The organism is Mesorhizobium sp. M1143 (assembly GCF_040318435.1).
Classification (GTDB): Bacteria; Pseudomonadota; Alphaproteobacteria; order Rhizobiales; family Rhizobiaceae; genus Mesorhizobium.
In genome coordinates, this window is sequence record NZ_JAMYMJ010000032.1 from 16,351 (window position 1) to 42,035 (window position 25,685).

Here is a 25,685-nt window from a genome sequence, read left to right on the forward strand (position 1 = left end):
CGAGGCTATCCGACTCGAGGCAGCGCCGGCGCGAGACATGGTGGCCTGGCTGTGCTCGGACGCCATCAACTTCAATACCGGCGTGTTATTCGAAATGTCGGGTGGGCGGGCTCGCTACTGAGCGCCGACCATCTCGGTGCTTTCAGGCGGCCCGGCGCCACCGTGGACCAAATATTCCCTACCCCTAACGCGGACCTATATGATCCCCTCATGGCAACTCTGCGGTACGAGGTAAGGCGGGAACTAGATGGGACGTGGACGGTGTTCGACGTGTTCACCGGGCTGCCGGCTATTGTAGCGGGCCACCCATCTATCGACCTTCCCGACATGGAGTATGCCGAAGAGCTGGCAGCCATCCTGAATGCCGACGATCTGAAGCAGAGGCTACCTCACGGTAGGTTCTCGGAGGGTTCGCCTACGGAGGTGGCATGACAAGTTAGCCATTCGCCCGCCTTCGTGCCCCATCAGGGCGCCGAGTGTCGGCGTCTGTTTGATTAGGGGACGGGGGTTTCATCATCACTCGCAATTGCATCTGGTCAATGGTTGCGACGATGGCGGCGGGCGGCGCTTCCGCTTCATGGATCAGTTCCGGCCCGTACAGGCGCCCAGGCCAACCATATCGCGCTGCCGGTATCGCCAGGCGCCGCCTTGGCTTCATTCTCACGCATATCGTCACGTGGCCTTCCACGCTGCCGTTGAAAGACAGTTAAAAGAAGGGCATGAGGAGCGCTGCCAAAGCTAGTTAGATTGGATGAGTCCTATGACGCAGAGCATTCTCGATAAGACATTGGCAGGGGCCCAGAAGGATCAGGAGACGGTTCGATCCGGCGAGCCGATCGGCAAGGTCCCCGACGGCGTGACGTTTCACGACATGACCGCTCACCTCGACGACAGGGGAAGTGTCACCGAGGTCTACGACCCTCGCTGGAATTGGCATCCCGATCCGCTTGTTTTTTGCTACATGTTTACCATACGACCGAGAACGGTGAAGGGTTGGGCGCTGCATAAGCTTCACGAGGATCGATACTTCGTTGTCGATGGCGAGATGGAGGTCGTCCTGTATGACCCAAGGCCCGAGTCGAGCACCTGCGGACAGGTATTTCGGATTGTTCTGTCTTCAGCCCGGCCACGCCTGATGAACATCCCCAGATTCGTCTGGCACGCGGACCACAACATCGGCGCGAGGGACGTTAGAGCAATCAATTTTCCTACAATGCAATATGACCACGCCAATCCCGACAAATACCGGCTGCCGCTGGATACCGATTTGATCCCGGTCGACTTTGGCGGCCTCAAGGGATGGTAGACGACGCTCCGCCGCTCTTCAGCGTTCTGATGCCGACCCATAATCGTCCCGACTCTCTTGCCTATGCGATCCAGTCGGTGCTGGCGCAGACGGAGCAATCGTTCGAGCTTCTGGTCGTTGGCGACGGTGCAGCACCGGAGACCGAAGCGGTCGTGAAAAGCTTTTCCGACCCGCGCATTCGTTGGTTTGATTTCCCCAAGGCGCCTCACTTTGGCTATGCCAATCGAAATCTGGCGCTTCGATCGTCACGCGGGGAATTGATAGCCTTCGCGGCCGACGATGACCTGATGATGCCGGATCATCTTGCACTCATGCGCGGCCAGTTCGTCGATCCGTCGGTGGCACTTGTCTACGGCCAGGTCCTCTGGGTCTCGACCGACGGCATTTGCGGTCCTGATCTTACCAACCTGTTTTTTCCCGAAGAGCGGCGCCAATTCATGGCGAGAGGGAACACGATAGCGGCCTCAGGCGTCGTATATCGCGCCAGCGCTCTTGCAGAGCGGACGGTGTGGCCAGAAGATGTGAACGGGGCGGGAGACTGGGAGATCTGGCGTCGGATCGTGCTCACAAAGGGCTTCGCCGCCGTGCGCTACCTTCGCCTTCCTACGTGCCTGCATTTCTCCGCTAAGTGGAAAAACCTCAGAGACTCCGGATTCGCGAGGCTGACGGGCTTCATCAAAGCGTGTGAGACGTCGATCTGGTTTCCGGCGCCGCTACGGGTGGCCATTCCGACAGGACACCTGGAACAAAAGGTCTTCTGGGACATCATGTCTGTCGATCCCGATGGCTGGACCGCGCTCATTCGGGAAGCCGCAGCCGACGCCGTCAACCGACTTGCGCTCGACCGTCTCGAAAACCTGGCTACACCCGACTCGCCGCCCACATCACCTCCTCCCACCGCTGCACCAGATAACGGCCGAGCCGAGGCGCTTGCGGTAGAACTACAGGCTCTCGCGATTGAAAGGAACGTTTTGAAGATGGAGATGGAGGCGCTCAAGCGCTCGAAGAGTTGGCGTTGGACTGCCCCTCTAAGGCAATTGCGAAGGCAAATCGGCCGATAGGAGCCGGCGCCGAAGGGCATCAAGCGGCAAAGCCGGGCCCGATCGGACGAGTTGAAGCACTTGCGTGGCGAGGAAGATTTGCGGCACGCTTCTCTGCAGGATTTCCGCGAGGACGAGGATCAATAGGCGTTGCCCTTTGAAGCGGCTTTTGATCATGAACCACCTGGCTGGCGCCGAACTTTCGGCCGGTGTCCTCGCCGAGAAAGTTCAACTCAGCCAGTCGGCTTTGTCGCAGCATTTTGCCAAGCTCCGCGCCTTCGGCCTTGTCGACACCCGACGCGACGGTCAAGTAATCTACTACTACTGCTCATCCGGCGCAGCGCGCGATTTGCTAGCTACGCTGGACGGCTTCCTGACGACCGGACGACCGCTCGCGGCGCCAGGTCCGCACTACGTTGCCCAAAGACTTCGCAGGGTGCGAATGGCCTGAGAAGGCAAATCTACGACCTAAACGGGGCGACCCGAACCAAGTGGATCGCTAAGGTTCGATGGACCTCACGGGACACGGGCGGCCCGCGTCAGCCTGTAAAGCGGAGCGCGGGCCTCAACCGTCGACATCGGTTGGCAGCGGGACACGCTGCAACCACCCAACTCACGCCGCCCGAGGCCTGTTCCCCGGACAGACAAAAAGCCCGCCGCCTATGCTTTTGCGCGCAAATAGTTCGCCCAGTTCACTGGCGCTAGTCGACCATGTCGCGCAGCGGCTTCTTGCGCTTCGGCGGCACATAGGCCTGCACCAGCCTGACCTTGTCGATGTCGACCGTGACCGGCGGTCCTAGGACAATTGTCACCTTGCCGCCTTCCTCGTCGACATAGGTGACGTTGCCGACGAGTTCGATCTGCTGCCCGCGCTTCACCTTCGTCGTGCGATCGACGATCGAATGCGGGAAGTTGTAGCTGGGTATGCTGACGCTGACGTGGTCCTCGTCGACCCGCCTGCGCACCGTGGCCGTTATCGCCACCTCGTCGCCAATGCCTATTCCCCGAGCCATAAGAGGGATTCTGGAGCTGGCGGCCTGTTAGTCAAGAGATTGCTAATATGCAACCGGAGGCGCAAAGTGTCAGATAGATGAAGCTCTTCTTGATCGCGCTCGCCGTCGCTCATAACTGGTATACCGGCTACCATGATCCGGTCACCGGTGAATGCTGCGACAAGAAGGATTGTAGGGTCATCAGCTCGCGCTCTGTCGAGCCTTTGCCGGGCGGCGATTTCAATATCCGCACTGGGTCCAAGAGCCGATATTTCATCTCTAAGAAGCGCGTTCTAGAGAGCGAAGACAGCCAGTATCACATCTGCACGTCGCCCCCGAATATGACTATCCGCTGCTTCTTTGCGCCCCACGTGGAGGCGAGCCGATAGCGGCCGATTTCGGTTTCGGGAACCGCAACGAACCAAGGCTCAAGTGTTGCAGGAATGAGACAGTAAATTTGGCGAACTCTGGTACATATTAGCTCCGGTTTAATGTGGGGACGATGATGCGCAGCCTTTCAGTTGCAATTGCAGGTATTTTGACGATGCTGGCCGGAGCGGCATTTGCCGCAGACCCGATGGCCATCGTTCCATCTGAAAGCAGCGCCATCAACTGGTCAGGAGCCTATATTGGCGCCGTAGCCGGATATGGTTGGAACAGCGATCACTACGATTTCGGCCCCCCCGGTGTCGATGTTGATTCGGATGGCTTCATTGGCGGCCTGACCGCAGGGTACAATTGGCAGCGGGGCCAGATCGTGTTCGGCGTTGAGGGCGACGTGTCATACGCCAATATTCACGGCAGCGCCCTTGAGGTTCCGTTTGTGCCGCCATGCGGCAATGAAGGCTGTACAGCCGATGTCGACTGGTACGGGACTGGCCGCGTGCGCGTTGGCTATGCGTTCGAGAATTTCCTCCCATATCTCACGGGCGGCTTTGCTGTCGGTAAGGTCAAGGGCACAGCTGACCTGGGAGCCTGCGGCTTTACGCCAACATGCGGCTATGACGAGACCAGGTGGGGCTGGGCGGCCGGCGCAGGACTTGAATGGGCGCTGAACCAGCAGCTGTCGTTCAAGGCTGAGTATATGCACGTCGACCTGGGCACTCCCGAGTTCAACACGCCTTCTTCTGTCCCATCGACTGACAATATCGATTTCGACACGGTCCGCGTAGGCATCAACTATCATTTCTGAGGCTCTACGCCTTTCTGTCGTCGGTTTATTTTGAAGGAGAAAACCTTGGTGAAGAAAATCTATTTGAAGCCGACGTTGGCGAAGCGCGGTAAACTGTCGGCTGTGATCGCTGGCGGTCTATCCTCCCCGGGCCCCGTGGCAACATAAGTTTTGTTACCGCCACATTCCGGGCCCCTTGGTGCGTCCAGCTTGGCGGATTGACTGCCTCGGCTCTATATCGGCCGGATGGAGGCTGGACGTTCCAATCGCTGATCGACAAAAAGATGACGGTCACGGCGTACTGCCACACCCCAGCGTGCCATCATAAGCAGGGAGCTTGAACTGGTGAAGCTCCGCGACCGTTTCAGCCAAGAGGCGCCGGCCATGACCGATGACCTCATTCCCAAGCTGAAAGTCGGGCTGATCTACTCGTCGGACACCAGCCCGAACGCCTATGGCAAGGCGAAGGGCAGCTAACGAGCCAGCGCCATTCCAAGCCCAACACCAAGGCCGATAGTGAGGGCCAAGGAACAGCTTGCTGGCAAGCTCGAGGGCGAAGGCGCGACAGGGCGCCAAACGTCCTGGCGGGGCTCCTTGAGGGCGTTGGCGATGTCATCGAAGATCGTTTCCATCGGTCGAGTCTTGGATCGAAACGCCGAATCTGTGAATCCCCTCCGTCAAAGTCTAACGATCAGGCGAGCGCCCTGGAAAGCACGTGCAGTAACGGTTGATTCAACCATTGCTGGTATAAGTGTGGGGTGGGTGGCGGCTCCGACAGTTCGGGGTGGAACTCAATGCCGAAGCCGCCTACGCAGCCAAGGTTGGGGTTTGACCGCGCCGTCCTATTCTGGGACAGCGCGGTCAACGATTCGTTAAAACGCTCCGGAACTAATTAAGCACGCGCTAATTGACTCGCGGTCTCGGGAGTCAGTGCATGCGTGAAGTTCATTCCTCCGATGATGGAGCCGATTTTGGCGGGACAAGCCTCCCGAGGGCATTGGACAGCGTCACGTACCGGCCGCCGTCTTCGTCTTCCCTCTTCCTAGAGATCCGCCATTCGTTGGGCGAGTGGGTTGTTCTCATCATAGGCAGGAACGGTGAAACGTATTCCCGAGCATTCGAAAATGAAGCAGATGCCCTCGCTTTCGCTGGCGATCAGTCTTCTCGTCTAGGATTGGAAGCTCCCCCGTGAGCGTCAGCGCTGCCCGGCATTCGTCGGCTTCGATCTTCATAACCTAGAAACATGCAATTCGTCTAAAATGTTCCGGAACCGATTTCGGGCTCGCGGCTTGAATCGCCGGACGGTGGGTCAGTGCATGCGTTTGAACTTCATCGAGCCGTTGATGCCGACCCTTGTGGAGAAGCCTCCCGCGGGTGAAGGCTGGACCCACGAGGTCAAGTTCGACGGCTACCGTTCCCAGATGATCATCGATGAAGACGGCACACGCATTTATACGCGCAACGGCCACGACTGGACGGCGAAATATCGTGACCTGGTGAGAGAGGCTAAGCGCCTTGGTGCCGAAAGCGCCATTGTCGACGGCGAGATAGTCGTTCTGAACGACAAGGGCCTTTCGGACTTCGCAGCGCTGCGCAAAGCCATCACCCGCCGGCAACACGACTTGTATTTTGTTGCCTTTGATCTGCTTCATCTTAACGGCCACGATCTGCGCGATAAGGCGCTAGAGGAGCGGCGCGAGATCCTGGCCAGCATGATCAAGCCGGGCGGGCGCATTCAATTCAGCGAGCCGCTGCCCGGGGAAGCGAACGCCATTTTTCACTTGCTCGACAAGGCCGGACTTGAAGGCATGGTGTCGAAGCGGAAGGACAGCAAATACCGAAGCGGTCCGTCGACCAACTGGCTGAAGGCCAAGTGCTATGCGATCGACGAGTTCGATCTGCTCGGCGTCGAGCGTGAAGCGGGCAAGCCGGCTTTCGCTCTGATGGCTGAGCGCGGCACCGGGCGTTATGTCGGAAGCGCATTCGTCACCTTGAACCGGGAAAGGCGCGAGAGGCTATGGAAACGCGTCCAGGAGCACTCAGGCACGGCGCCCAAGGGCATCATCAAGCGGCCGGCCACGCAATGGGTCAAGCCGGGGCTGATCGGGCGCGTGAAGCATCTGCGCGGCGAGGATGACCTGCGGCATGCATCGCTGCAGGACTTTCGAGAAGAATGAGCAAGCGGGGTAGGGATTTTCTCTACCATTGGATCTCGGATCATTTGTCGGACGATCCGATTATCGACCCGGTGCTGCTGGTGATCGATATGACTGCGGAAGCAAAACGGGCGGCCGAAACCCAAGGCATTCCCGGCCAGGAGATCGATGAGGAAATCGGCACGATCTATAAATTAATCATGCAGGGGTTGCGCTAACTGCCGGCGGCCGACCGATCATCTGATGGGGCTTTGGGCCATCCTTGGCTATAGGAAGCGTTCGCCATCGCCGCGATGCGCCAAACAGAACCAGTGCGAGGGCTGGCGCGGCCTAGCAAAACCGAACCCAGCATCCTTGTCACATCCAGTGTGTTCGCACGAATGATTGTCGACGCGTCGTCGATCGCTCGGGGGTGACGTCATACGTTCGGCAAGCCGAGATGGTTCATCGCTCATGCTGAAATGATTCCACAATCCGGCTTGACGTTCAAGGAATTTGTTCCTTTTCTGTTCTCATGGCGCACGATCCTATTGACACGCTGGGAAAGGCGACCCGGCACAACATGCTTGTGAAAGCGGAATGCAGCTGCGGCAATGTCCGCTACTGCCGGTCGGCTGATCTAATGATGGTCTATGGCGGCGGTGTCGACCCCTTGCGCCTAAAGTTCGACTGCAGCCGCTGCAAACCGCAGATCAAGATCACGCTCCTGGAGGTGCATCCCGAGCACTTGCCGAAACGCCTGATGATCCACAAGCCGACGAAGGTTGACGGCAAGATTGTATGGCACACCGAGCGATTTCGCGGATGACCGATCATCGCACAGGAAACTTGATGCCAGCCGATCGCCTTACAGTCCGCTTCGCCTATCAACGCGGCTTTCAGGTCGTGGACGGCAGCGCAATTCTCCAGACCTTCGAAAAGCAGGATGAGGCGTTCAAGTTCGTGCTCGGCCGGGATGCTCGCGTGTGGCTGGCCTGGTCGAGGACCGTCATAGGAGGGCAGACGGCGCCCTTCGATTTCGCCGCAGCTTTCCAGCAGGAAAAGGTCGGCCGCATCATGAAGACAATGCACGGCCCAGCCGCAGGCACTTGGTTTTGGACCTGCCATGACGGCGGCGCGCGCGGAACAGTCGAAACGAAGGATGAGGCTGTTGCTGGAGTCGAGCGGGCATTCACGCGGCGCATCGCCGGGGCAGATTGGCGCTAGGTTCAAAGCCTTTGGCGGTACGGAACTTCCAAAGCTACAGCAGCCTACCATGGCACAGTGCGCCGAAGAGGCATTAGCCTCTCACTCCGCAAATACTGATTTGAAGGGCACTTTAATAAAATTCCATTCAACTGGTACGCTAGGCTTTCCTCTGCACTGCAATTAACTTTGACCAAACGAAGTAGTGGTGTCGCGCCGGTCATTACTTGCGTGATTGCTAAAATAATGAAACGCTCCCACCCATTGGGGATGGGTCGATGGAAGAAAGCCCAGATAGATTTAGTTGCATTCTCGATCCGGCCGGCGCTTGGATGGTATGGGATCACGTTGCCGACGAGCCCGCAACCTTGGGCGGAAAAATACTTATGGGCTGCACGCGAGAACGCGCCGAGACTGCTCGCGACGTACTCTTGCGCATTTACCAAAATAGGCTGGACGCTCGACCAGCTAGCCGCTCCCCCGCTTAAGACATGTCCCGCTGCCGGTAGCGTCAGACCGCGCCAGCGAGCATCAGGAGGGCGATGGCGTAGGTGCAGTCAGGGCCTCAAAGGCACTGAGGTATTCAACACTGCGAAGTAAGACGTCGCCGGCAAAAAGGCCGAGAGTTGGGGAATTTCTAATCTGGACCCTTCACTTCCTAGCCATTTCCAGAATGTCGACCAAGTTAGGCGGCGCGATCTCAGAGTGCGTGCTACCGTCCACCGGACGGAAAAGCGCGTTGAAGACAATAGCCAGCTCGGTCGGCGTTGCACCTTGCTCCGCAGTAAGTGCGCTGTAGGTCGTGGCTATTGTTCCTCGCAGTCTCGCATCTGCGCCCAATGCTAGGTTCTGTACGATGACCCGGCTGACGTGTCGCAATAGCCAAGCGAAGGCCAAGGTTGGCAACGTTATGAATGCAAGTGGGACGAGGGCAAGGAGGCCTGGATCTTGGACCTTTCCGACGATCCGGTCGTGGGCATTGCCGACCAGTTCAACGCCGTCATGCGTAAGCCAATAAATACCGTAACCCAAAGACAAGAAAAAAATCAGGCCGAACACGGACGCTATAATCACATGGGTATTTGCCTTTTTAGTCCAGTAGGTCGTCGGCGCTTCAAGTACGAGCCGTTTTCTTACCTTCTCTTCCAGCTCCGCGATGCGTGCATTCGAGTCGGTCAAGGCTTGGGCAAGTTGCGCGCGGACACTTTGGAGCGCGTCAGTTGTGCTTTGGCGAAGTTGGACGAGTTCCGTTCCCACATCGCTCTTGGTTTGGTCTCGCCAATTTTCAAAGTCTTGCTTCATTTCCTCCGCATCGTCTTTGTGGGCCAAGGCATCCGAAATAAGGCTCGCTAGCTGATCTGTTTCCACCTTTGTTGACTTCGAAGGTACCAGTTCCAACAGGGCACCAAGCCCTGACAGCCAAACAGCCCAAGGGAATGGCTGCCGACCGCCTTGGTCCGGCCACGCGCTTCGTGGGCCGAGGCTGGCAGCGATAGCTGCTACGGCACCAGGATAAAGCTGGGGCTTGTCGGTCTTCAATTTGGAAAGGAATCGTCCATACATGCCTTCGGTGAGTATGGCTCCTCTCTCCTCAAGGACTTTGAGCGCATCCTCTGGGTGAGGACCAGTTGCGAGAGCTTTGTCAAAAATCTCGGTGGTGAGCGGATCTAGAAAACCCAGACCTTGGTGGCCGCCTGGCAACGGAAAATAATTTGTTGGTTGGTTGAGTTCTTTCCAGTGATCTCGCCCTGAAACCAGGAACGATCGCAATTCTTCTTGCGTGCGAAATATTCCACTCCAGCGTTGGACTGGAACACTGAATCTGACGGGATACCCCCCGTTCCTCGACTTTACTGGCATTTTATTTCCCCCAAGTATTCACACTTCCACACACGAGGGCATGCATGCAAGCCGTGTCCCCGACGAAGGGAGTGCTTGACGAAATCAGCGAATAAGCAAAGTGTGTCCGTGGGCGTGATAACCCGGACCAGGAATACGGCGGCGCAACCCTTGGCGGGGCGGCTTCACCGAATAGCGTAGGAAGCCTGCACGGCTTCTGTGCGTATGTGGTGCGCCTTGGCGGGCGTCCCAACTCGGCTTTTATGGCCGGGGGCGGACGCCATGTCCAGAGGGAAACCTTAAAAGCGTTCGGCCTGTCTTCCTGGCAGGTTATCACCCCCCGGCTGCGGCGCCGCTCGCCGTGGGGGCCGTGATAGCCCTAGACCAGGGGACTTGCACCAATGACAACACAGGCAATAACCATCGACCGGCGGCATTTGCTCGTCGGACTAGCCTCTCTGCCGGCCATAGCGGGCGCTGTAGCGCTGGCGCCGCCCGCAGCCATCCCGTCCGATGTGATAGAGAAGATTCAAGGCGTGGCAGGCAACGCAGGCCGCCCTGAGCGCGGCACACGATGCCTACAGCGCAAGCCTCCGAGCAAAGCCTATCGATAAGACAGTATGCAACCGCCTTTTCCAAACATTGCTTGATGCCGGCGAAACGAGCCGGTGGCACCGTGATGAAATGATGACGGAGCTGGCTTTCTTCGATCAGGAGCGCGTGTCATGACCGCCCATATCAGGATGCTGAAGCCTTACGGGATGCCTACGGGAGCCGACCCGCGCGTCTGGCGCCAGTCGGTAGAGAAGCGCCTCAACGACCTCCTAGACCGCGATGAGCCTGATAACGGCGCTGGATCTTATGCAGGCCGATTGCGATCTGGAGGAGACGGCAGACGACGAGCCGTCGCTAGGCTGCCTTGATGGTCTAGAGCTAGACAACGCCGACGACGAGGAAGGCGCGGACGCAGAGCCATGCCCTGACACCTACGGCGAAACTGTGATGTGGGGCGACCACCTGAAATCTCAGGAAGTGCTGGTTCGCTTTAATCCGCGCACGCCAAACTCTAGAAGCTGGGAGTTTTGATTCGCCCGCTGCCTCACGAGGGTGGCGGCCTTTTATATTAGCAAAATTCGGGAAGGTCCATGGCATGGTTGTTAGCAAACTCGCTGCTATCGTGCCACCTAGTGTCGGTGGATGGGGTTTGCGATGCACGGGGCTGGATGGATCAAGGGCTTAAGGGAAGCTGATGCTCGCGAACTGCGAAGCGATATCGATCGGCTCGAAATAGACTTGATCGCCGCAGCCAATTGTAAGGGTCAATCTAGGCTGCACGACGTCGCGAACACACCGCGGTGCAAGAGAGTACGCTTGGAACGCCTAGAAGAGTTTCTCGGTTCAATGACTTCGAAAGGCCGGCCAGCGACATCAGCAACCCCGCCCCATGATGGCCGGCAGTAAAAGGCGACTCATCATTTCCGAAAGAGAACGGGCTTTTTTTATTGCTCAGCCCCAACGTCTCGACGCCGGGCTGCGGAACGCAAACGTCGTGATGTCGTCACGGGAAATCCCGATGTCGCTGACCATGTCGTCTGGTGACTCGCTCAACTCGTCCGTTGCCTTCAACAGCGCCTTCTGCTCGGCTCGATGACGGACCCAATCGGCAAGGGGACCAACTGCGACAAGAGGAAGATTAACAAGCATAGGAAGGTTCACAAGCATCGGACCACTCCCTTTACCGCTGCAGGAATGCACGTAGCCTACGCCGAGACGTCGATGCGTCTGTGACAAACCTCACAGATCGATCGGGAATGGGCAAAAGGTGCCCAGGGTGCCTGACGTTGGCGGGCCTTTAATGGTTTCTTGGAATCGCCCACATCGCCGCTCCGTTCTGGGCGAATGTCATCACTGCAAGTTCGTTCCGCGCTCGAATCTGGTTCCAGAGGCACATCGTCAACGAGCGATCAACTTCAGTCGCCCGATCCTTCATGTCATTGCCGTCGGATGCTGCGTGAGCGATATCCAAAAGGAACGATCGGATATCGCCATACTCCAACATAGTCGGATAATTCAGATCCAGCCAAAAATAGAGCCCGTCTAAGTGGGCCTGCACGGAGCTGTTGGCCATTGCTTCAAGAGCCAACCTTCCAAGCTTCACCCTGTTGAAATAGACACTGAAATTTCGGCCGTACGCAGGCGAGTCCTGATGCAAGAGCCGCAGTTCTGAATGGGGCAACTCCTCAATGCGAAAGCCTCCCCATTTGAGCTTCATATTGAATCTGGTGCCAAAGTCGGCTGTCCTCGCAAATGCCTCTCGATCAGTATCCATGATCAGGGACGCAATCGCCCCGGTTTCTATGCTGACCGGCTGCTGGTGGTTTGCCTCGATCGGAAAACCCGCTTCGATCTCCTTCCGAATCTCGTCGGGAGACGTCGGCTGTTCGTAATCGCGCTTCTTGCCTCGGCCGAACATGCCAATTCCTTCCAGCCTCGTGTCGCATTCTAGTCGTGCGGACCTGCCAATAGTCGCAGGAAAGGATTGGCACCGCAATTGGCACCGGACGGCGAGGAAGGGCAGGGACTGGGTAGGACAGCGGGCCGATGGTGGCAAAGAAAAAGTCCGGAAAATGGCTATTCGGGACCGCTCAAAACAAGGCGGGATGGTCGTCACGACGTTTCAAGACCGGTGCCCAATCCCGATGTTCACGGGAGTTGGAAGCAGACCGTCCGACAACAGTAGCCTTCGCGCGAGCCGACTGCCGGGAGCGACCAAGAAATCCCATCAGCTGGGCTCCCGACCACGGCAATTTTCGGCAAAACGGACGGAATCAACACCCAGCGTCCGCCAATGTTCGCAGGCGTATATTCGACGCACATTCGACGTAACGGAAAAAAGGTAGGCTAAGTGCCTGAAAGATCTGGTACGCCCAAGGGGAATCGAACCCCTGTTACCGCCGTGAAAGGGCGCGGTGGCTTTCAATATGCCGGAAAAGACGATCGCAAAAGGATTGCTGGATGCCGCACGCGGTCTGTGCCGTCATTGCTATTGTGGAAAAATGCACGGCGCCAATTTAGCGTAAGCTGCAGCTTTTGCTTGGATCGGCTGGCCTGATATCGGCACCCGACCTTTTGACCGGTGCTCAAATGACCGGACAAGTGCGTCTACTTTTTCGCCGCATTGCGTTTTGCAATAGCCGCTTCCTTGATCTGGTCTTCGAAAGAGGGTGATTTGGCCACACGATCGGTGCCGCCTTCCTGTAAAAACAAATCAACCACGGTCACGATATCATCATCCAGGTTTTCAGGGTCGCCTTTGAAGGTCATCGCAGCGTGTACGTGATTGTGGAATCGTCTGGCGCTCGAATACGCAAGGATGTGGAAAACGACATCGTTTCGAAACGCTGAGCCCCTGTCGGGGAAGAGCATGGCCAGTTTGACGACAATTTCGTGTTTGACCGCGATGACGTTGCGATACGACTCAAGGGGGACCTTGTCGTTGAACAGCAGCGCGTAGTCCGTGTCAGATTTCAGCAGCGATGTCGGGCGACCGCGGGCATCGGCGCCGCGGAAAAGAAACGCAGACATAACACTTTGTGCCAATTCTGAGAGTGTTACAATCGAGGAGCGAGGGTAGCCTGCATTCCTGTATTGATTTTTACGTCTCTCATAGTACACGCCAGCGTGGCGGAAATGATCTTCAATGTTCCTGTGGATCGAATCCATTCCTCGCAGATACGCTTTGGGAATGTGAGTTTGGCTATTAGTTGCCTTAATGATCTCATCGCGCACCTTTTCGGTAGGTGGCTCAATTATCCTAATTAAAACAGACTTTGAGAGAATGTTCGACTTCACCGTCTCCTTCACAGTGGGGTCTCTTATGAAGGCGTGGATCACGTTGGATGTCTGAAGCCCGTTGACCAGAAGAGGGTCGTCTAGAACGAGCCGTTTTCCCTTCTGGTCGACGTGAGAGGCAACTATCGTGATCCCATTATTGAACCACCAGAAATCCTCGCCCTCAAGGGTCTCCAAAGTTTCCCTGATAGCCTGATTGACGTCGGTCTTGCCTAAGAAATCGCGCACGTTTGCGTCAAATAGTGGCCTGATCAGATCGCCATTTTCGTCGCTAAGAAACGCCATGAGAGCGTCGATTGAAACCAGGCAAGCGAATGTCCGACCATCGCCAGACGAGAGCGCCTCTTGGAACCCGAGATCACGTTTGCGCGTCTTTGGTAGCCGGCTCAAATCGATGAGTTCTTTGGCGCCCAAATACGTAAGTTGCACATCCGAGGTAGCGACGAGTGAGGAAAGGTCGCCTGATAGTGCCTTGCCCGTCGCTAGGACCGTGGGGTGAATGTTTTCGGTGCTGGCTTTCGTGGCGTAATAAACTCTGACCCGGACTTTGGCTGTACGGCCTGCTGACGCAATGATCACGTTTCGAAGCGTGCGGAACTTGTCTTGTAGGAGTTCGCTGTAGCTGGCCAGGTACTTCGGATAGGGCTGATCAAGCTTGAGTAGGTCGGCGACCGTTGATCTGATCAGCTTCAACGGCGTCTCTTCGAATCCGTTGGTGTTTTTGGCTTGGATCAGAGCGACGTCGATTTCAATAGGGCCTTTCGGGGGGAGCTCGTCCGCGTTCTCACTTGATAAAAGCGTTCCATTCGCGAGAACGAACATCGCGTCGATCTGACCATCCCCGTTGCCATCCGTGATCCCGGTTTCGATCTCGTCGACATTGAGGTCAAAGGGCTCAAGCACCAATCCGTTGACGATGTTTTCGAACGCTTCTGAGTCGTCGGATTGCAGATCTGCCTTCCGAGCGGCGATAACCACGTCGATTAGGGCTTTGTAGTTCTCCGTCATAGATCCCCCCGGTGGGCGCCAATAGCGCCAGTCCTAAAAGCCTTTTTTCGAGCCCTTTCTTAGAGAACCTCGCAAATCCTAGGATTTGCGAGGTGGTATTTTCGCTTGAACAGCGGCAGCCTGATCAGGATGCACGTAAATTGAGGCCACGAGCCATTCAGTTAGATCCATCATTGTCGCAAGTTCGGCCGTCGTAGGTTTCCAACCTCGATGCATTGCAGCGTGGCCGCCCTCTATCAGCGTGTCACGGAACGCTTTCTCGGACCTGGGGGGGACGTAGCCTGCCGCTAGAAACGCTTTAACGTTGTCACCAATGCTGCCTTGGTCGCCAACCTTGTCGACCATAATCGTCTCAATCAGAGCCCGAATAGCCATGGCCGCTGAGCGTCTAGAATCGTTCTGGAGGGCAGCGTAGATCTCGGTGAGTAAATCCCCAATCGCTATTTCCGCTTTGGAACCGAGAGGCCAAATAGCGTCTCGAGACCACGTTGGCTCTCGCCGCGAGACTGCTGAAGGATATAAGCGGACTCTCGGGCCCCCCTGCGGGTCATCCTCGGAGAAGAACGTCTCGTGGCGAAACTGAAATTCCTCGCACCCAGCACACCTCAAAAAATAATAATCATCGGAGCCGGACACGGAAAATCCGCCGTAGGCGTTATCTCTCCAGTTGGTACTCTCTCTGTGGAGAATGCGTTGATTCCGTTCGCCGCCGCATGTGTTGCAATGCGATTTTTTCATGCCGCTCGCATATGACATCATACGGATCCCCCTCGGCCGTTACCCGAATGCATACCCTGGCAGGGCAATGCCAATCCATACGGCGCGTCGAGTGGGGTCAAGTCATTGAAAATATTGGTCGGAGTGGCCGGATTCGAACCGACGACCCCTTGACCCCCAGTCAAGTGCGCTACCGGGCTGCGCTACACTCCGGACCGCGCAAAGCCATATATTTTCAAGGGGTATGGTGCAAGCGCTAAAACGGCGCGCCGGGCCTGAAAGTCGCCAGCATTCGGCCTTGTCGCCGCAACGCCAAGGCGATATGGCTCGCGCAGTGTCGATACGAAGGATTGCGCGTGGCAAATTCCTGTTTTTTTCTGGCGGCCGACGCAAATTATTTTCCGTATGCATGCTTGGCGGCGCGCAGAATTCTGGATGTTTCGGGAGAGGCAACACCGGGATTCATCCTGCATGTCGGCGCACGCGATGCCGATATGCGTGTTGCTGAACGCCTGCTGACGAACCGTCTTCGCATAGTGGACGTTTCGGGGCTGTTTGCGGAGGCTGGCCATACTTTCCGGCCAAGCAATGTCGGCACTTTTGTTCGGCTTTTCGCCGACCAACTGCCTCAGTTCGCGGACTATGACCGCATCGCCCATGTCGATTGTGATGTTCTGTTCAATCGAGATATCGCCGACCTGGTGGGCCAGACACTTCATGCTCCGTTGTTGGCCGCTCACGACGATTACATGTATTTCCGCCCGGGCTATCGGAACAAACTGTCGATGCAGCCGGGGGCGCCTTATTTCAACGCCGGCATCATCGTCTTCAACATGCCGCCCGTGCGTCAACAGGGACTTTTGCACCGCGCCAGAGATGTTGCCGTTGCCGGGCAAATGAACGATCAGAACGCGCTGAACATCGTCTTCGAGGGCAAGTGGCAGACGATGCACCCGAACTGGAATTTGATGTCCAACGATACGAAGGAGTTTCGGTTCGCCCAAGCCTATGCGCGGCATTTCGCCGGCGGCAAGCCCTGGGGAAGCCAGGTCGACGTGGAGCCCGAGGCGCTTGCCGTCTGGCGCGATCTGGCAAGGGATACGCCGTGGCTTGAGCCCTTCCGGCAGCGTATTCCCTTCGAGCGGGGCGTCATGAGGCGGTTCGCCCGAAGGTTCGACGGTATCATGGGGATGTTGCCGAACAAGGACCGGTATCGGCGGCGCGCACGGTACGACGGCAGCAAGGTGCATAAGATATATGCCGAGCATGCTGACGCCGGGGCGATGGCTGTGCAGTTTCCGGAAGTACTCGGTGGTTTCGCCTGAGACCCGCAACGGAGCTCTCGCGAATGGGTCAGGCAACAGGTTGTAGCATGCCGCAAAAATCGTGTTTCTTTTTCGCCACCGACCAGAGGTATTTCCCGTATGCCAGCCTGGCGGCGCGCCGCGTGCTGAATGTGTCGGACCACCTCGACGGCTTTATTTTGCACACCGGTGTCATCTCCAACGAAGACCGAGCTATCGGAGAGCGTCTGCTCGGTGGGAAGATCCGCATCCTGGATGTCACGAAATTCATGGAAGCGACAAACTTCAACCGCGGAACGCACCCAACCCTTGCGACCTACATCAGGCTGTTTGCCGATCAATTGCCGGAGTTCGAACCATATGACCGCATCGCCTATTCCGACGCCGATGTGCTTTTCAACAGATCGATAGAAGACCTCTGCAACGTCCCGCTCAACGCTCCGCTGCTGGCCGCACACGATGAGCAGACCTATTTCGACGTAAAGTATCGACAGCATCTACCGATGCAGCCAGGCGCGCCGAAGTTCAATGCCGGCGTGCTGGTGTTCAACATGCCACTGGTCAGGCAGGAGGGGCTTCTGGAGCGTACCCGGCAGTTGGCCTCCGAGCAGGTTTACGGGATGGATCAAGGTGCATTGAACGTGGCTTTCGAGGGCAGGTGGCAGACGATGCACCCGTTCTGGAACGTGATGACCAACTACACCAGCCAGATTTCTTTCAGCCGCTGCTACGCCCGCCACTTCGCCTGGGGCAAGCCCTGGGACCGTCCGCCGATCGGTGTCGAGGTCGACGCCATGGCGATCTATCGTGATCTGGCGAAAGGCACGCCCTGGGCCGGCCGTTTCAGCAGCAGCTGGCCGGTCAAGAGAGGCATATTGAAAAACCTCGGCCGCAAGTTCGACGCCATCAGCGGGATTTTGCTGAACGACGAGAAGCGCAAGCGACGGGCGCGGTTCGACGCCGAAAAGGTCAGCGCCATCTTTGCCAGCCATGCGGACAATTCGATGTTGGCCGTGCAATACCCCGAACGGGTAGCTGGCATAGCCAGATAGAACTTGACGCTCCGCCGGACGCGGTTCCTCCCGCCAATCTTCCTCGATAAGTCTATTGCCTCGCTGGTTGATGCCCTCCGGCTAGCACGCTCAAGGCCGAGCCGATACTTAGCTCCAATCCAGATTGATGTTGCGGATGCCTTCCTGCGCGATCCGGCCCCGCAGCTTGCCGATCCGGTCGGCCAGGTCTGGCGAGAACCGTTCATGTGTCTCGACCAGGATTTGTCCAATCGAACGGTGAATGCTGGCGTCCAGCATGGCTTCGATGCATTCCGCTTCGGCCCCTTCTATGTCCATCTTGACGATGGCGATCGGCTCATGGAGACCTTGCAGGAACTGCACCAGGTCAACCACCTCAACTTCAAAGCTTTTCCCGTTCGTGTGTTCGTGTGTCTGGATCAGGGACGACGATTCGGTCCTGCGGAGATCGCTGACGTCCGGCCTCTGATGGAATGTGGCCGCTCGCGCTGATCCACCAACAGCCTTCGGAATGATCGTCACCCGGTCGTTGTTGCCAAACCTTTTCGTCAAAATCTGGCGAGCAACAGGGTCAGGCTCGAAAGCAATCACCCGCATCCCATAGGCTAGTACATGTCCCGTGACGTCGCCAATATTGGCGCCGAGATCGATGAACAGACTATCGGCGGGAAGCTTTTTCATAAGCTGATGGAAGTCGTATTCGGCCTGCCGCACACGCCGCGGGGGCCTGTGCCATCGGCGATACGCGTACCAGCGCAGCATGAATTCGAAATAGCTTTCCCTCAGCATAACCACGCCCGTCAGATTAGTGGCGCCCACCAACCCGGAATATTATCCAGCCCGGCAAGCACGCCAACTCAATTGGAATTTTGTCAGTCGCGTTTAGCGACGTTTTCCCACCATCACAACATAAATGCGCCGCCGGCAACCCGTGCTCAATTCGACCAGGGGTTGGAGCAAGCAGATCAAAGCCTGCGAGGGCCTGCACAACCCCGGTATTGGCGTGCGCGGCTGTTCCTGTCCTTTAGGATTACTCGGCTACCTCGGTTGCGCCACCGCCCGCAACCCGCGCTGATGCCTGTATTCCAGCGCGATCGCGCCCCAGATTAGGCCGAGCAGCAGGTAGACATGGCGCCAGTGGTCGATGTCGATGAAGGTGCCGAGCCCGATATTGCCGATGAAAGCGACGTAGGCGCAGAGCAGATAGGGCTGCCACGGCCGGTCGCGCAAAAGGATGCGGAAGCCGGCGGCGATCGTCCACAGCGTCAGCGACAGGAACGAGACGAAGCCGAGCCAGCCATAATCCATCAACGTCTTCAGCCAGATGTCGTGCGTGTCTTCGCCAAAAATGGTGCCGAACACCAGCGGGCCGATGCCGAGCGGATATTCGAGCGCCATCTCGAAGCCGATCGTGTAGCGGGCGAAGCGGCCAAGGCGCGCCGTGTCGTAGCTCTGTTCCAGCTGGGCGCGGCTTGAAAACATCTCGCCGACGCCGGGCAGCTGCAGGATGACGATCATGGCGACCACCAGCAGGGTGACGGCGGCAATGGTCATGATGATGACGCGCAGCCGGAACTTGCCGCTGTTGCTTTGCAGGAACAGGGCGCCGGTGAGCAGGATGGCCGAGACGGCGAACATGCCCCAGGCGCCGCGCGAGAACGAAAAGAAGATGCCCGCGGTGATGATCAGCAGCGGCACCGCCAGAAGCGGCATGCGCGCGATTGAGCCGGTCAACAGCAGATAGAGCAGATAGATGCCGGGCAGCACCAGGAACGGCCCGAACACGTTCGGATCCTGGAAGGCGCCCTGGGCGCGGTCGTATCTGGTGAAGACTTCAGCGCCCGGGAAAGCGTGGAAATAGCCGGCAATGCCGAGCAGCGAGGTCACCACCGCGGAGACAACATAGGCGATGAAGATCAGCCGGTAGAGGCCGGGCTGCACCGCCGTCACCGACGAGAAGAACACCGCGGTGACCGCGAGAAACAGCGAGACCGCGAGATAGAGCGGTGTGTTGGCGAGATCGGCCATCTGAGTCATTGCAATCATGCCGCCGATGTTCATCGTGATCAGCAGCACCAGCAGCGGCACGGCCGCGCGCGATATGCGCAGGCCAAACAGCCCCCACACCCCGATCAGCCCGACCATGAAAAGATCGTAAGGCGCCGGCTCGTCGATGACGAAGCCTGACAGGAAGACGCCGAAAAACACCGCGCCCGACGATATCAGCGCGATCAGCTTGGCATTGACCGCAGCCTGCGGCACATCATGGGAAATCGCGCTCAATAGGCGTTTTCCGTGTTGAGCAGCCGCAGCGGCGTCATGAGCAGGATGCGCAGATCGAACAGCATCGACCAGTTCTCGATGTAATAGAGGTCATATTCCGTGCGCATGCGGATCTTCTCATTGGTGTCCATCTCGCCGCGCCAGCCATTGATCTGCGCCCAGCCGGTAACGCCGGGCTTGACCTTGTGGCGGGCGAAATAGCCGTCGACCACCTCATTGTAGAGAAGGTTGTGCGACTGCGCGGCAATCGCATGCGGGCGCGGGCCAACCAGTGACAGCGTGCCGAACAGCGAGTTGAAGAACTGCGGCAGCTCGTCGATCGAGCTCTTGCGGATGAAGCGGCCGACGCGGGTGACGCGCGGATCGTTCTTGGTCACCGTCTGCTTGGCGGTCGGGTCCGAGCGGTCGGTGTACATGGAGCGGAATTTGTAGACTTCGACGATCTCGTTGTTGAAGCCGTGCCGCTTCTGCTTGAATAGCACCGGCCCCTTGCTGTCGAGCTTGATGGCGATGGCAGTCGCCAGCATCACCGGTGAGAACAGGATGATGCCGATCAGCGAGAAGACGATGTCGAAGGCGCGCTTGGCGACCGAATCCCAGTCGTTGATCGGCCTGTCGAAGATATCGAGCATCGGCACCGAGCCGATGTAGGAATAGGCGCGCGGGCGAAACTGCAAAGCGTTCGAATGCGCCGAGAGCCGGATGTCGACCGGCAGCACCCAGAGCTTCTTCAGCAGCTGCAGCACGCGCGTTTCGGCAGTCAGCGGCAGCGACACGATCAGCATGTCGATGCGCGCGATGCGAGCGAATTCCATCAGCTCCGAAATGGTGCCGAGCTTGGGATAGCCGGCCACGATCGGCGGCGAGCGCTTGTCGCCGCGGTCATCGAAGATGCCGCAGATGCGGATGTCGTTGTCTGGCTGCTTCTCGACCGAGCGGATCAGCATCTCGGCCGCCTTGCCGCCGCCGACGATGACGGCGCGGCGTTCCATGCGGCCGTTGCGCGCCCAGCGCCGGATCAGCTTCGACATCACCAGCCTGAGGCCGAACAGCAGAAGCAGGCCGACGACAAACCAGGTGCCGAACAGCAGACGCGAATAATCCTCCGACATTTTCATGATGAAGGCCGTCAGCGCCATCAGCGCGAAGGTGCCGGCCCAGACCATCAGCACGCGGCCGAGATTGGAGATCGGTCGCATCAAGGCGGAGATCTGGTAGCAATCGCTGACGTCGAGCAGCACCACGGCCACGAATGACGCCGCGGCAATGGTCAGCGGATATTGCCAGGCGAGATAGTTGAAGAAGCCGACAAAGTGGAAGTAGAGCGCGAGCCCCGACAGGAACAGCAAGCCGAATTCGACGATGCGCAATACGCCGCTGACCATGACCGGCGACATCGTATCGCGCCGGTATTGCGAGGCGACCTGGCGGGCAACACTGTTCATGCCGCCGGGCGTGGGGCTCTCGGCAGGACTGTCGAATTTGCGCACCGCATCGGCCGAAAAGCGGCGCGTGGGGTCGGTCTCGTTCATCGGGTTTCCCACAAGCTTCCGCGATGACGATAGCAGAAAGAGAGCTAAAAAAACCTTGAGACAACTTGTGGTTTTGGACGGTCGTCTATCTGTTGAGCGCGGCGAAATAGGCCTTTTCGATTTCGGCGGCCATCACATCGGCGCCGAATCGCGCCTTGAGGCTGGCGGTATCGGGCATGACGCGCCGGTAGGCGTCGAGATCGCGCAGCGCTTCACCCATCTTGTCGCCGAGTTGGCGCGGATCGGGACGGATCAGGGCAGGGGATCCCTCACCGAAGATTTCGGGAATGCCGCCGACGGCCGTGGCGATCATCGGCCTGCCGGCCGCCAGCGTCTCCAGCACGATATAGGGCATGGCTTCCGCGCGGGAGGGGACGACGACCAGATCGGCCAGCGAAAATGCCTCCCTGGCCGGCATCGGCGGCAAGAAGCGGACCTGTTTTCCGAGGCCCAGCCGTTTCACCTGCGCATGGTAGCGCGGCAGGTCGTCGCCATCGCCGACCATGACCGCGGTCAAGCGGCGCTCAAGCTGGGACCCGGCCAGCACCAGCGCGTCGATGAAAATGTCAGGCCCTTTGAGGTCGCGCATCATGCCGATGTAGAGCAGGTCGGCCGCGTCGGGCTGTGCGACCACCGGTTCGAACTCGGCGGCGCGCAGGCCGTTATAGACCAGCGTGTTCGGGATAGGCGGTTCACCGACCTTCCTGCGATAGGTGCGCCGCTCATAGTCGGAGACGAACAGCAGGCAGTCGGTGAAGCGCGCCATGAAGCGCTCGAGCGCGAAGAACAGCTTCCCGGTCGTCGTCGTTTCATCATAGTGGAGGGAGCCGCCATGCGGCGAATAGAGGCGGGCTACGCGAGACCTTGATACCCGCAACAATGAGCCGAACAGACGGGCATAGGCGCCACCTTTGGCGCCATGTCCGTGCAACACGTCCGGCTGCAATTCCTTGATGATCCTGTAAGTGCGCCAGGCCGAGGCGAAGTCGCCCGGCCCGACATGGCGCTGCATCGGCGTGCGATGGATGCCGAGCGCCAGGCTGTCCTTCATCTGGTCGAACAGGCGTTCCTCGTATTCGCCGCCGGTGGTCGAATCGCAGACGATGCCGACAACATGTCCGGCGGCGAGCTGGGCCTCCGTCAGGTCGCGCACATGCCGGAAGATCCCGCCGACGGGTGAGCGAAAGCAGTGGACGATCCTGAGCTGGTCCGCCACGTTGATGTCAGAACAGGCGTTCGCGAACGTAGACCGTGTCGCCCGGCAGCAGCGGATCGGAGGTAACCACCCGGCCTGTCATCACCTTGCCGTTGATGTCGCGGGTGATGTCGACGCTTTCCTGGTTGGCGCGCGGCGAGAAACCGCCGGCAATCGCGATGGCCTTCTGCACGGTGAGGCCCGGCACGTAGGAATACTGGCCGGCGGCGCCCACTTCGCCCATGACGAAGATCGGCCGGTAGCGATCGATCTCGACCGACACGTCGGGGTCGCGCAGATAGCCTTGGCGCAGTTTGTCGGCGAGCGCTTTTTCCAGCTGCTGGGCCGTGTGGCCGCGCGCCGGCACCGCGCCGACCAGCGGGAAGGACATGTAGCCGGACTGATCGACACTGTAGGTGTTGGTCAGACCGTCCTGTTCGAACACGGTGACGCGGACACGGTCGCCGGCGCCGAGCCGATAGGGCTGGTCGAGTACCTCGTGGAAGGCCGCCGGCGTCGGCCGGTAGCTGGAGCAGCCGGCGAGGATCGACACGGCCAGCAGAGCGCGAAACAGACCAGCAGCGCTTTTCATGATCGGACACACACCTTCGTCGCTATGGCCGCCAGGACACGGCGGCAAACCTTAAGGATCTGGGTTCGTTATCATCCTGTTAGGGTTAATGGCCGGTAAAGGGACGCGGCCGATTTGGCGGCAATCGACAAAAAGCCGTATAGTTTTGCTGGCTTTGTTTACCGGATGTCAGCAAACCCTAACAGCTGCTTACCGCGATCTTAACGGCTGAGTTACCATAGTTGTTTACGCTACCATCTAGCCTCATGTCCGGAGCAGGAATGCATGTCCGACCAGTCCGCGGCCGCAGATGTCGATGTCGACCTGAGACAGCTCTTCGCCAGCCTGGCGCGGAACTGGCTGCGCATTCTTGTGATCACGCTTCTCGTCACTGGTCTCGCCTTCGCGTTCGCGTGGCTTGCCACGCCGCATTATAAGGCCACGACGCAGCTGAAAATCCAGTTGAGCGAATCGGCCTATACGCGGCCTGCCGGCACCAATGAAGACGACAAACCTGTGCTCGATGCGGAAGGTGTAGCAACCGAGGTTCAGGTCATTTCCTCGTCCGACATTCTCAAGCAGGTGGCTGCCGACCTTAAGCTGGGCGACAAGCCCGAGTTCAACGATGCGCTCGGCATGTCGCCGGTCACCCGGCTCCTGGTCATTGCCGGGCTGAAGAGCGATCCGGAAGAAATTCCGCTCGAAGAGCGCGTGCTGACGAAGATGCGCGACAAGCTCAATGTTTATGGCGTGGAAAAGACCCGCGTCATCGCCGTCGAATTTTCCTCTGAAGATCCCCAGCTTGCCGCCGACATTCCGAACGCCATTGCTAAGGCCTACCTGGCCTACCAGGCGGATGCCAAGACCAAGTCGAACGCCGCCGCGACCGCCTTCCTCGGGCCGGAGATCGAGGAGCTGCAGAAGCAGGTCAGGGATGCAGAGGCCAAGGTCGCGGCCTTCCGCTCCGCTCAGTCGGACCTGTTGATGGCTGGCAACAATTCGGTGCTGGCGACACAGCAATTGTCCGAATTATCGAGCGAGCTGTCGCGTGTGCGCGCCAGCCGCGCCTCGGCTGAGGCAACGGCCGAAAGGGTGCGCCAGGCTTTGCAGAATGGCGGTTCGCTGGACGCTGTACCCGAAGTGCTGTCTTCCGATCTGATCCAGCGGCTGCGTGAGCGTCAGATCGAGCTCAGAACCAACATCGCCGATCTTTCCACCACCTTGCTCGACAACCATCCCCGCCTGCGGGCGATGAGGTCGCAGCTTGCCGATCTCGACGGCCAGATCCGCAACGAAGCGCAAAAAATCATGCGCGGGTTGCTGACGCAGGCGCAGACCGCCCAGGCGCGCGAAAACCAGCTGATATCGGACGTCAACAAGCTGAAAGCGGCGTCGTCGCGGGCCGGCGAGGAGCAGGTCCAGCTGGATGCGCTGCAGCGCGAGGCGAACGTCCGGCGCCAGCAGCTTGAATCCTATATGGCGAGCTTCCGCGAAGTGTCCTCGCGCAAGAATTACCTGCCGGTCGATGCCAGCGTGTTTTCCGAGGCGCGCGTGCCGTCGGAACCCTATTTCCCCAAGCTCGTGCCGATCGTCGGCGCCGCCTTAGTCGGCTCGCTGCTGCTGATGTCGGTCATCACGCTGCTGCAGGAGCTGTTTTCCGGCCGCGCCATGCGTCCGGCCCCAGGGGCGCGCTTCGAGCGTATCGAGCAGGTTGCGATGCCGGCAATGTCGGCGCCGGTCGTCCACCCGGAACCGGCTCCTGAGGTCGTGGAAGTGGACGATCAGCCGACGACCGTGGAGTCTGAACTGGTGCCAGAGCCCGAGCCGGCTCCTTCAGTGCTGGAAGGAGCAGCGGCTGCCGGTTCCGAACCGCAAGCCGAACCTGAACCTGTCCGCTCCAGCCTTGGCGAGATCGATGTCGAGAAGGCGGCGGAGAAGCTGATCGCCAGCGGTGCTGCGCGCGCCATCTTCGTCTCGCCCGAAGGCGATGAGGCCGCGGCCTCGGCAGTGCTGGTAGCGCGCGAAGTCTCCGACGCCGGCCTGCGCGTGTTGCTGCTCGATCTGACCGCATCGGGCGCGGCGTCGCGGCCGATGCTGGACAGCGGACTTTTCCCCGGCATCACCAATCTGCTGGCTTCGGAAGCGCAGTTCAGCGACGTCATCCACGCCGACCTCTATTCGGACTGCCACGTCGTTCCCGTCGGCACCGCCGATCCGGTGCGCGCCATGCGCGCCGCCGACCGGCTGCCGATCATCATGCAGTCGCTGACCACCGCCTATGATCTGGTCATCGTCGAATGCGGACCGGCCGATGCGCAAGGCATCAGCCGACTGGTCGGCGACAGCACCGAGGTCTTCATGTCCATGCTGCAGGCGGACGATGAGGTGGCGCAGGCCGCCGTCGAGCTGATCGAAAGCGGCTATCCCGACCTCACTCTGGTGACGCCGATCGGCCACGAGACGCCGGGTAACCCCGTGCCGGGACGACGTAGCGCCGCCTGAG

General features: G+C 58.8%; 25 protein-coding genes and 2 tRNA genes. 14 read left to right on the plus strand and 13 right to left on the minus strand.

Annotated features, from left to right (window positions below):
- Positions 1-210 precede the first annotated feature (210 nt).
- From NKH35_RS20465 to NKH35_RS20480, 4 genes are all read left to right on the plus strand, one after another.
- Positions 211-432, plus strand: a complete 222-nt coding sequence (locus tag NKH35_RS20465; RefSeq protein ID WP_352916078.1) for a hypothetical protein — start codon at positions 211-213, stop codon at positions 430-432.
- 328 nt (positions 433-760) lie between these two features.
- Positions 761-1,306, plus strand: coding sequence for a cupin domain-containing protein (locus NKH35_RS20470; protein WP_023681672.1), 546 nt, complete (start codon positions 761-763; stop codon positions 1,304-1,306).
- Positions 1,300-2,367: a glycosyltransferase family 2 protein gene (locus NKH35_RS20475; RefSeq protein ID WP_352916081.1), complete on the plus strand. Its 1,068-nt coding sequence runs from the start codon at positions 1,300-1,302 to the stop codon at positions 2,365-2,367. Before NKH35_RS20470 ends, NKH35_RS20475 begins: the two co-directional genes overlap by 7 nt.
- Positions 2,368-2,467: 100 nt before the next feature.
- Complete coding sequence (locus NKH35_RS20480; RefSeq protein ID WP_502906989.1) at positions 2,468-2,797, plus strand: ArsR/SmtB family transcription factor; 330 nt, start codon at positions 2,468-2,470, stop codon at positions 2,795-2,797.
- A gap of 250 nt (positions 2,798-3,047) precedes the next feature.
- On the opposite strand, the gene NKH35_RS20485 is transcribed toward NKH35_RS20480, so the two are convergent.
- Entirely contained in the window at positions 3,048-3,359 is a 312-nt protein-coding gene (locus tag NKH35_RS20485) for a hypothetical protein (protein WP_352916087.1), read from the minus strand.
- 89 nt (positions 3,360-3,448) lie between these two features.
- On the opposite strand from NKH35_RS20485, the gene NKH35_RS20490 reads away from it, so the two are divergent.
- The 6 genes from NKH35_RS20490 (at position 3,449) to NKH35_RS20515 (ending at position 7,871) form a co-directional block, all read left to right on the plus strand.
- Positions 3,449-3,727 carry a hypothetical protein gene (locus NKH35_RS20490; protein WP_352916089.1) on the plus strand — a complete coding sequence of 93 codons (279 nt, stop codon included), beginning with the start codon at positions 3,449-3,451 and terminating at the stop codon, positions 3,725-3,727.
- Positions 3,728-3,840: 113 nt separating this feature from the next.
- Positions 3,841-4,530 carry an outer membrane protein gene (locus NKH35_RS20495; RefSeq protein WP_352916092.1) on the plus strand — a complete coding sequence of 230 codons (690 nt, stop codon included), beginning with the start codon at positions 3,841-3,843 and terminating at the stop codon, positions 4,528-4,530.
- A gap of 1,295 nt (positions 4,531-5,825) precedes the next feature.
- The gene (locus NKH35_RS20500; protein WP_352916095.1) at positions 5,826-6,686 is read left to right on the plus strand and encodes an ATP-dependent DNA ligase; all 861 of its coding nucleotides are present in this window, start codon (positions 5,826-5,828) and stop codon (positions 6,684-6,686) included.
- A complete protein-coding gene (locus NKH35_RS20505; RefSeq protein WP_023702893.1) occupies positions 6,683-6,883 on the plus strand; it encodes a DUF768 domain-containing protein in 201 nt (66 codons plus the stop codon). The genes NKH35_RS20500 and NKH35_RS20505 overlap by 4 nt, the downstream gene beginning before the upstream one ends.
- Positions 6,884-7,287: 404 nt before the next feature.
- The gene (locus tag NKH35_RS20510) at positions 7,288-7,473 is read left to right on the plus strand and encodes a hypothetical protein (RefSeq protein WP_352916098.1); all 186 of its coding nucleotides are present in this window, start codon (positions 7,288-7,290) and stop codon (positions 7,471-7,473) included.
- Entirely contained in the window at positions 7,470-7,871 is a 402-nt protein-coding gene (locus NKH35_RS20515) for a hypothetical protein (protein WP_352916101.1), read from the plus strand. The genes NKH35_RS20510 and NKH35_RS20515 overlap by 4 nt, the downstream gene beginning before the upstream one ends.
- Positions 7,872-8,501: 630 nt before the next feature.
- On the opposite strand, the gene NKH35_RS20520 is transcribed toward NKH35_RS20515, so the two are convergent.
- Positions 8,502-9,620 carry a DUF6161 domain-containing protein gene (locus NKH35_RS20520; RefSeq protein ID WP_352916104.1) on the minus strand — a complete coding sequence of 373 codons (1,119 nt, stop codon included), beginning with the start codon at positions 9,618-9,620 and terminating at the stop codon, positions 8,502-8,504.
- 903 nt (positions 9,621-10,523) lie between these two features.
- On the opposite strand from NKH35_RS20520, the gene NKH35_RS20525 reads away from it, so the two are divergent.
- Positions 10,524-10,775, plus strand: a complete 252-nt coding sequence (locus NKH35_RS20525; RefSeq protein WP_352916107.1) for a hypothetical protein — start codon at positions 10,524-10,526, stop codon at positions 10,773-10,775.
- A gap of 420 nt (positions 10,776-11,195) precedes the next feature.
- Here NKH35_RS20525 and NKH35_RS20530 read toward each other — a convergent pair whose 3' ends face one another.
- From NKH35_RS20530 to NKH35_RS20555, 6 genes are all read right to left on the minus strand, one after another.
- Positions 11,196-11,411: a hypothetical protein gene (locus NKH35_RS20530; protein WP_352916110.1), complete on the minus strand. Its 216-nt coding sequence runs from the start codon at positions 11,409-11,411 to the stop codon at positions 11,196-11,198.
- Positions 11,412-11,541: 130 nt separating this feature from the next.
- The gene (locus tag NKH35_RS20535) at positions 11,542-12,162 is read right to left on the minus strand and encodes a hypothetical protein (protein ID WP_352916113.1); all 621 of its coding nucleotides are present in this window, start codon (positions 12,160-12,162) and stop codon (positions 11,542-11,544) included.
- 446 nt (positions 12,163-12,608) lie between these two features.
- Positions 12,609-12,690: transfer RNA gene (locus tag NKH35_RS20540), tRNA-Glu, on the minus strand.
- 161 nt (positions 12,691-12,851) lie between these two features.
- A complete protein-coding gene (locus NKH35_RS20545; protein ID WP_352916116.1) occupies positions 12,852-14,549 on the minus strand; it encodes an AIPR family protein in 1,698 nt (565 codons plus the stop codon).
- A 78-nt stretch (positions 14,550-14,627) separates the two neighbouring features.
- Positions 14,628-15,308 (minus strand): DUF4145 domain-containing protein, encoded by a 681-nt coding sequence (locus NKH35_RS20550; protein ID WP_352916119.1) that lies wholly within the window; start codon positions 15,306-15,308, stop codon positions 14,628-14,630.
- Between the two features lie 94 nt (positions 15,309-15,402).
- A tRNA-Pro gene (locus NKH35_RS20555) sits at positions 15,403-15,479 on the minus strand.
- 143 nt (positions 15,480-15,622) lie between these two features.
- On the opposite strand from NKH35_RS20555, the gene NKH35_RS20560 reads away from it, so the two are divergent.
- Positions 15,623-16,591, plus strand: coding sequence for a glycosyltransferase family 8 protein (locus NKH35_RS20560; protein ID WP_023734138.1), 969 nt, complete (start codon positions 15,623-15,625; stop codon positions 16,589-16,591).
- Between the two features lie 23 nt (positions 16,592-16,614).
- A complete protein-coding gene (locus tag NKH35_RS20565) occupies positions 16,615-17,622 on the plus strand; it encodes a glycosyltransferase family 8 protein (protein ID WP_084023765.1) in 1,008 nt (335 codons plus the stop codon).
- A 108-nt stretch (positions 17,623-17,730) separates the two neighbouring features.
- On the opposite strand, the gene NKH35_RS20570 is transcribed toward NKH35_RS20565, so the two are convergent.
- The 5 genes from NKH35_RS20570 to NKH35_RS20590 all read right to left on the minus strand — a co-directional run bounded on the left by NKH35_RS20570 (position 17,731) and on the right by NKH35_RS20590 (position 23,203).
- Positions 17,731-18,420, minus strand: coding sequence for an FkbM family methyltransferase (locus NKH35_RS20570; RefSeq protein ID WP_245260854.1), 690 nt, complete (start codon positions 18,418-18,420; stop codon positions 17,731-17,733).
- A 219-nt stretch (positions 18,421-18,639) separates the two neighbouring features.
- Entirely contained in the window at positions 18,640-19,884 is a 1,245-nt protein-coding gene (locus tag NKH35_RS20575) for an O-antigen ligase family protein (RefSeq protein WP_023734135.1), read from the minus strand.
- A complete protein-coding gene (locus tag NKH35_RS20580; protein WP_023689486.1) occupies positions 19,881-21,416 on the minus strand; it encodes an undecaprenyl-phosphate glucose phosphotransferase in 1,536 nt (511 codons plus the stop codon). Before NKH35_RS20580 ends, NKH35_RS20575 begins: the two co-directional genes overlap by 4 nt.
- 85 nt (positions 21,417-21,501) lie before the next feature.
- Complete coding sequence (locus NKH35_RS20585; protein WP_023693282.1) at positions 21,502-22,632, minus strand: glycosyltransferase; 1,131 nt, start codon at positions 22,630-22,632, stop codon at positions 21,502-21,504.
- A 7-nt stretch (positions 22,633-22,639) separates the two neighbouring features.
- On the minus strand, positions 22,640-23,203 hold the full coding sequence (locus NKH35_RS20590) for a polysaccharide biosynthesis/export family protein (RefSeq protein ID WP_023682330.1): 564 nt from the start codon (positions 23,201-23,203) through the stop codon (positions 22,640-22,642).
- 264 nt (positions 23,204-23,467) lie between these two features.
- Between NKH35_RS20590 and NKH35_RS20595 the strand changes: the two genes are divergently transcribed.
- Complete coding sequence (locus NKH35_RS20595; RefSeq protein WP_023705049.1) at positions 23,468-25,684, plus strand: GumC family protein; 2,217 nt, start codon at positions 23,468-23,470, stop codon at positions 25,682-25,684.
- Position 25,685 lies beyond the last annotated feature (1 nt).